Origin of the sequence: Trinickia sp. (genome assembly GCF_051954495.1) — a bacterium.
In the GTDB taxonomy this organism is placed as follows: Bacteria; Pseudomonadota; Gammaproteobacteria; order Burkholderiales; family Burkholderiaceae; genus Trinickia.
Genome location: NZ_JBQCHR010000122.1, coordinates 1 through 4,513, shown reverse-complemented (window position 1 = coordinate 4,513; position 4,513 = coordinate 1). Strand labels below are relative to the sequence as shown.

Annotated in this window: 5 protein-coding genes and 1 pseudogene; 2 read left to right on the top strand and 4 right to left on the bottom strand. The window is 61.9% G+C overall.

Going from position 1 to position 4,513, the window contains the following annotated elements:
* Positions 1 to 491, top strand: a 491-nt coding sequence (bamC, locus tag ACTHNR_RS16575; RefSeq protein WP_440548744.1) for an outer membrane protein assembly factor BamC, incomplete at its 5' end; no start/stop codon positions are given.
* Between the two features lie 544 nt (positions 492 to 1,035).
* Here bamC and ACTHNR_RS16570 read toward each other — a convergent pair.
* The 3 genes from ACTHNR_RS16570 to ACTHNR_RS16560 all read right to left on the bottom strand — a co-directional run bounded on the left by ACTHNR_RS16570 (position 1,036) and on the right by ACTHNR_RS16560 (position 2,562).
* Positions 1,036 to 1,293, bottom strand: coding sequence for a DNA-binding protein (locus tag ACTHNR_RS16570; RefSeq protein WP_115535202.1), 258 nt, complete (start codon positions 1,291 to 1,293; stop codon positions 1,036 to 1,038).
* Between the two features lie 171 nt (positions 1,294 to 1,464).
* Positions 1,465 to 1,749 carry a hypothetical protein gene (locus tag ACTHNR_RS16565; protein WP_440548743.1) on the bottom strand — a complete coding sequence of 95 codons (285 nt, stop codon included), beginning with the start codon at positions 1,747 to 1,749 and terminating at the stop codon, positions 1,465 to 1,467.
* A 156-nt stretch (positions 1,750 to 1,905) separates the two neighbouring features.
* On the bottom strand, positions 1,906 to 2,562 hold the full coding sequence (locus ACTHNR_RS16560; protein ID WP_440548742.1) for a YdcF family protein: 657 nt from the start codon (positions 2,560 to 2,562) through the stop codon (positions 1,906 to 1,908).
* 311 nt (positions 2,563 to 2,873) lie between these two features.
* Between ACTHNR_RS16560 and ACTHNR_RS16555 the strand changes: the two genes are divergently transcribed.
* Positions 2,874 to 3,185: a hypothetical protein gene (locus ACTHNR_RS16555; protein WP_440548741.1), complete on the top strand. Its 312-nt coding sequence runs from the start codon at positions 2,874 to 2,876 to the stop codon at positions 3,183 to 3,185.
* 740 nt (positions 3,186 to 3,925) lie between these two features.
* Here ACTHNR_RS16555 and ACTHNR_RS16550 read toward each other — a convergent pair.
* Positions 3,926 to 4,321: pseudogene (locus tag ACTHNR_RS16550) on the bottom strand (transposase); the annotation flags it as partial.
* Positions 4,322 to 4,513: the final 192 nt, after the last annotated feature.

The window sequence follows — 4,513 nt, the reverse complement described above, 5'->3', positions numbered from 1 at the left end:
CGGCCGACATCGCCCCCGACGCTGCGAGTTCGACGGCGGCGACGAAGCCCGGCAAGGGCAATGCCGACGAAGCCGCCATCGCCGCGCGCAACGCTGCGATGTCCGCGCAAGCGGCAGCGCCGGCGCGTCAACCGACCAACGGGCAATACACGTCGACCGAACTGACGCTCGACGAGTCGTACGATCAAGCATGGGCGCGGGTCGGCCTCGCACTCGATCGTTCGAATTTCACGGTCGAGGATCGCGATAGCACGAAGGGCCTCTACTCGATTCGCTATGTCGATCCGAAGGATAAGAGTTCGGACGAACAGGGCTTCTGGAGCCAGGTCTTCCACGGCCGCAAGGAAAAGGTCGCCAAGCAGTATTTCGTCAACGTGAAAGCCGTGACGGAAAATCAAACACGCGTGGCCGTGGTCGACGACAAGGGCAACGTCGAGCGTTCGACGCCGGCAAAGGAAATCATGTCGCTGCTCGTCGATCAGCTGCGCTGACCGTCATCGAAGCTACCAAGGCTTGACTGGAACCCGCCGCTCGGCGGGTTCTTTTTTGACAGCGTCCCAATACGCCCGTTCGGGCCATCGTTCGGATGTCACGTGACGTTACGGGGTAACGTTTCGCGGACGAAACGATTCTATCCGGCGCGTTTTTAAACTTCTCTTTTAAATCAATCGCTTATCTGGACGATTTGGCGTGGCACGCAAACTGCTTTTTACCTCGCGTAGGGCAAAAGTGCAGGGAGGACCAGGGCGGGCTTCGACCATAACGCACCGGTCGTCATGTGCGTGCCGCGTTCACAGCGGCTGCACCGACGAGCGCGTTGCCATTCGACATCCATTCGAAGCGCCGCCTTACACGACACCGCTCGCGTCCCTTGCGCGAGCGTCGGTGGCCCCGTCGCCTATCCTCGTAGGGCGACGGTTTTACCCGCGTTCCACGGAACGCGGGTATTTTTTTGTCCTCCCGCAATACGAGCGGGAAAAGGCCACGCCCGTGCCGCGAGGGTTCGTTAGGACTGCAAACGAATTGCCGATGTGATCAGTGGCTTGCTTGCGGGACGTCCAAAATCAGGATGATCGTCCAATCGGCATCGCCGTCATGATGATATTGGCGTTCGACGACGATGAACGGCTGCTGTTTGCCGGCCGGGCCGAGGAACAGCACATCGCCCTCCATCGGCAGACATTCGACGGGCGGCAGCGCCAGAAACGCTTCTTGCGACCCGCGCGGCATCAGCTTTTCGATTTTGCGCGATGCAGCCTCGGTCCATTCGATATCCAACTGGATGTTGCTCATGCTTTCCTCTGCGCACGGCGTGGCGTGCGATCTTGTAAGACGGTGAAACGATTCGGTGCGCGACTTTAGCATACCGATCTGCTCGGCCCGACCCAACAAAAAGCCGAAGCCGGCGAAACCGGCTTCGGCTCATCGTGCATGGGCGGTTCAAGCGCCGCCGGCGCGATTCGGTTACTGGCTGGCGCCGCTCGCGGGAGCCGCTGCGGCCGCGCCCTTCGCGGCATGCTTGTGCATGGGCTTGTGCATCGGCTTATGGTGACGCGGCGCCTTTTTCATCGGCATCGTCTCGTTCATCGGCATCTGCTGTTGCTGCTGCTGCAACGCTTGAGCACGCTGCTCGACGTCGGCGGCTTTGGCCGGATCGGTGCTCATCATGACGCCGCCCTCGGTCTGCGCATAAGCGGCGCCGGCCAGCATCGACAGGGAAACCAAGACAGTCAGGGACGCTTTCTTCATTATTGCCTCCGTGCGAAAAGTGGATGGATGGTGGTCCAAATGCTGCCCGTCCGGCTGGACATTGCAAATTCTAGCCAGCATAAGCCCAAGAACGCGATTCGTGTGGAGCAAATGCGACGTTCCGTTACTTCTCGTTACATGTCGGGACATTTTCAGTCAGAACCAGCCAAACGCGCGATAGACGTAGAACTGGACCATACCGATCAGTTCATGCAACGCGATGTTGGCGGCGACAAGATTTTTCCAGCGCGGCAAAACACCGCGCTGCGCGACCCTTGCACTCGATGCCACGGGGGTGGGCGTGAGCGCGAATCGCCGAAAATCCAAGAGCGCACGAGGCATGTGGTAGGCCGACGTCACGAGCATCAACGAATCGTAACGTTCATTGCGCAAAATACGTGCGACGTACTGGGCGTTTTCATACGTGGTGCGGCTCTTGTTCTCGAGCAGGAGATCGTCGCGGGCGACATGCGCGCGCAATAGATAGGGCGCATAGTTGTCGGCCTCTGCCGCTTCGTGACCTTGCGGATTGCCGCCGCTTACGACCACCTGGCAATGCGGCGCCTCTTGCTTGCATCGCGCATACAGCGACGCCGCGGTCGCGATGCGCTGCATCGCGTCCTGCTTCGGCACGAGCACGCCTTGCGCGTCATGCTTCGTTCCCGCGCCCAGCAAGACGATGACGGTGCGCTCGCCGAACCGCGGCGGCGGGTAGCGTAACGCGCCGTCCTGCACGCTGGCGAGCAGCGGGGCGGTCAGCCAACCGGCCGCCAGCAGCCAAAAGAGCGCCAAACCGATGACCGCGCAGAGCATGCGTGCGCCGCGCCATAGCACGAAAACTGCCAAAAAAAGCAGGAATAAAGTGAATATGATCAATTGAGATGGGGTAACGTATGGGTTCGGGGAAAAGCATCGCGCGCAGCCGGCGGTGCATTGGAAGTACCACGGGCAATCCGCATTCTTTTGCGCGCGAAGGCGCCCGATTATAGGCAGGACCAGCGATCGACGGCGCCGAACCATTCGGTCGCCGCCCCGGCTCGGCGGCTTGGCGCATACCTGTACCGGCTGCCGCACGGCATGCGCCGTCAAGTGTGACGACGGCTGCACTTTAAGAAAGAGTCGAGATGACCACGTATTCCAACGAAGCGGTGCTCGAAGCGCTTAGGCGAGTGCAATATCGTCAGGTTCCATGGGCCAAGCGCCCTGGGGTGTTCGAATATCTGCGAGGGCTCGGCTTGATGGAAACGGTCCGCCAGCGCACGGTAGCGCCGGGGGCGGGTTTTCATGCGCCGGTCGACATCGCGGTGCTGACCGATCGCGGTCGAGCCGAATTCAACCGGTTGGCGCGGGAAGAGCGCGCGCAAAGCTGGACCGACGCACGCACGAGCGAATATGTTCTAGGCGAGGCCAACGCCGCCGTCGAATTGAGGCAATAGCGCCGATTGCGCCGGGGCGCCGTTCCACGTTACACCGCTTAGCGGTATTTATCCAAAAAAACCCGTATCGCAAGGATACGGGTACCGGATATTTCTGCTGCCACGCTGTGCTCATGGCACTGACTACGACTAGCAAAACGGCTAGTGGTTCCCTAGGTTTCGGTTTGTCGGTGCGAATCAGCGTCGCGGGGGAGAGGGCGGGCGGGGGGCGTTGCCGCTCCAGCGCGCATTGTTTTCGATGTCCCCTCGCAAGTTGCCCCGCGGCGCCGACGCGGCGTCGGGGGGGCTTGACGGCGGCGCGCGCCAGCCGGCGGCCATTTCAGGCGGCCGCGTGGGTGGTCCGTGAGGGGGTCGCGCACGCGCGAGAACCGCATGCGCGAGAATGACACCGCATACGAGCAAGCGCGCTGCGTAAATCGCTGCCTTCATTCAATGAGCTCCGGGCACGACATGCCGGCGGCGTGTCCGCATAGGGACACGATAGGCTCATGGGCGAAAGCACGCTGTAAATATTAGTAAATGGATGTTTCGGAATCGTTTGGCGTCGCGATGCCAAGCGAATCGAAATCGCGATCGAAAAGCGAAAGGGAAATAGATTAAGGAATCAGACGAGCGGCAAGCGCGGCGGCAATCGGCGTGCGCCGCGCATCGTTTATCCGCCGACGAATCGATGCCGCTCGAGTTCGGCTCGGGCGGCATCGAAAGGCGCGCGTCCTATGACGCTGACGCGATGCGCGTTACGCCATTTTCACGGGCGCACGCCACGATTCCGGGTTCGTCCAGAACGCACCGCGCAGGCGATCCGGGCTACGCGGCGCAGGCGGCTTGACGGCGTTTGCGCCGATCCGCCCGCGCAGCGAAATTTGGCGCCCGCAGGTGCCTAAACGCTTGACGATCTCCATGAGCGTGCCGTCCGCCTGCCATTCGTCGAAGCGGCGCCGGCACGTCGGCGGAGACGGATAGCGGCCTGGCAGCTTCGACCAGCCTTCGCCGGTCGACAGCACCCAAAGCACGGCATTGACGACAGCGCGCGCTTCCACGCGCGGGCGTCCGCGTCGCTCGCTCCGTGCAGGTTCGGCACAGAACAGCGCCTCGACCAGCGCCCATTCGTTATCTCTCAAATCGTCGAACACCATATGTCCTCACCTCGGCAAAACTGACCCCGGTGCGCTGCCCCGCGCCGCGCACTCTTGCGACACCCTGTTGAGGTATCGAGCGAGCCGGCCGGTGCCGCGAGCGATCTTGATCATCGATTCGCGGCGCCAGCCGGAGCGCGCCGAGCAACGCATGAAGCGTGCCATGTGGCTGGCGAATACTGCGAGGCCCCG